Source organism: Reyranella sp. (genome assembly GCF_050185545.1).
Lineage (GTDB): Bacteria > Pseudomonadota > Alphaproteobacteria > Reyranellales > Reyranellaceae > Reyranella.
Map to the genome: position 1 here is coordinate 1,908 of NZ_JBFWZI010000334.1, position 2,343 is coordinate 4,250.

2 protein-coding genes are annotated in these 2,343 nt (G+C 70.1%); both read left to right on the plus strand.

Annotated elements, in window-relative coordinates; translation table 11 throughout:
- Positions 1–272 (plus strand): enoyl-CoA hydratase/isomerase family protein (locus AB7O82_RS37585; protein ID WP_428621855.1); only part of this gene is annotated, 272 nt, incomplete at its 5' end.
- A 9-nt stretch (positions 273–281) separates the two neighbouring features.
- Positions 282–1,964, plus strand: coding sequence for an AMP-binding protein (locus tag AB7O82_RS37590; RefSeq protein ID WP_428621856.1), 1,683 nt, complete (start codon positions 282–284; stop codon positions 1,962–1,964).
- The last annotated feature ends 379 nt before the right edge of the window (positions 1,965–2,343 follow it).

Sequence of the window (2,343 nt, forward strand, 5' to 3'; positions counted from 1 at the left end):
ATGCCGAGCGGGCGGCAGGCCTCGGGCTGGTCAACCGCGTGGTGCCGCCGGCCGACCTGATGACCTGGGCGCTCGCCACGGCCGAGACGATCGCGGCCAACAGCCCCTCGGCGGTGCAGGCGGTGAAACGGCAGGTGAGCGCCACCATCGCCGACCATGCGCGGACTCGCGAGGCGCTGGAGCAGCAGCTCGGCGACGCCGTGCGCGCTGGCCCGGATTTCGCCGAGGGCGTGGCGGCGTTCCGCGAGAAACGCCAGCCGCGCTACGAGTGAGCCTGCGGCGTGGCGGGGGCGAGCACGCGACCGGGCAGCCGGCGGACCCTGGGCGACCTGGTCGATGCGTTGGCGGCCGCCACGCCCGCGGCCCCTGCCGTCGTGTCCGGCGATGAGCGCCTCGACTACGCGACCCTGAAGCAGCGGGTCGACACGTTCGCGCGGGCCTTGATGGCGAGCGGCGTGCGGCACGGCGATCGCGTGGCGCTTCTCGTCTCCAATCGCATCGAATGGATCGTCGCGGCGCTGGCGAGCGCCAGGATCGGCGCGATCGTCGCCGCCATCAGCACCTTCTCCACGCCGCGCGAGCTCGCCTGGACGCTCGAGCATTGCGGCGCCTCGGCGCTGGTCATGTTGCCGGAGTTCCGCGGACGTCGTTTTCTCGAGCCGCTCGCAGCCCTTTGTCCCGAGCTCGAGCAGGATGCGGCGGGTCCCTTGCGGAGTACGCGCCTGCCGGCGCTGCGCACCGTCGTCGTGCTGGACGGCCCGGCGCCGGCCGCGGCGTTCACGTGGTCCGGGTTCCTGGCGCGCGCGTCGTCGGTCGATGCGAAGCAGTTTGCGGCAGCGCAGGCGGCCGTGGCGCCGACCGATCTCTGCTACATCCTCTACACATCGGGCTCGACCGCAGCGCCCAAGGGCGTGACCTTGGCCCACGGGCCGCTGATCGACAACGGCTTCGAGATCGGCGAGCGCATGCATCTCTCGAGCGCGGACCGGGTGTGGCTCGCCGTGCCGCTGTTCTGGTCGTTCGGCTCGGCCAATGCGCTGCCGGCGATCATGACCCACGGCGGTTGTGTCGTGCTGCAGGAAAGCTTCGAGCCGGGCGAGACATTGGCCCTGATCGAGCGCGAGCACTGCAGCGTCTATTACGGCATGGTCAACATGGCGCGCGCCCTGATGGAGCACCCGACCCATCCGGGACGGCGGCTGGGCGCCATGCGCACCGGGCTCACCATCGGTCCGCCCGAGGACATCGCGCTTACGATACGCGCGCTCGGCGCCGACAAGCTGTGCAATGTCTACGGGTCGACCGAGACCTACGGCAATTGCGCCGTCACCGACGCCGAGGAACCGCTGCAGATGCGCCTCGAGCGTCAGGGCCTGCCCCTGCCGGGCATGACGATCCGCGCCGTCGACCCGGTGACGCGGCGGCCCTTGCCGCAAGGCGAGGTCGGCGAGCTGGCGGTACATGGCCGCATCACGCCGGGCTACTACCGGGCACCCGAGGCCAATGCCGAAGCTTTCGATCGCGACGGCTTCTTCCTGACCGGCGACCTCGGCTCGATCGAGGCGGATGGCCGGGTCCGGTTCCGCGGACGTCTCAAGGAGATGATCAAGACGGGCGGCGTCAATGTCGCGCCGCTCGAGGTCGAGCACGTGCTGATGCAGCATCCCGACGTCGTGCAGGCCTACGTGGTGGGTGTGCCGGACGCGACCAGGGGAGAGGCAGTCGCCGCGGCAATCGAGTTGCGCGCTGGCTCGACGAGCGACGGCGCGGCCGTCATCGCATTCTGTCGCGAGCGGCTGGCGAGCTACAAGGTGCCGGCTCGGCTTGTTGTCCGGACCGCGGCGGAGTTTCCCCGCACGGCGACAGGCAAGATCCACAAGCCGGGCCTGCGGGCGGAGTTTTCAACCCTCCTCCCCAGCTCCGCTGGGGAGGTGCCCGCGTCTTCGCGGACGGAGGAGTCATGATTCATGCGGACCGCAGGCGTCCCGCCCGCTCATGATCATGAGCCTGAGCGGGCGGGACGCCCGCGGTCCAAGAGAGCATGACCCCTCCGCCTGCCTGCGCGAAGCCGGCGCGGCTTCGCTTCGGTGAAGGCAGGTCGCCGTAAGACGGCGACACCTCCCCAGCAAAGCTTGGGAGGAAGGCTGTGCGATGCATCGCTCTGGCGGATCGTGTTGAAATGTGCCGAACTGCGCCGGACCGAGGGAGACCCTGATGACCTTCATGCCCAATTCGCCGGAAGCCCGCGACATCGCCTCCTACATCCATCCGCAGACGAACCCGCGCACCCACCGGGAGACCGGGCCCTGCATCATCGCCAAGGGCGACGGGATCTGGGTCGAG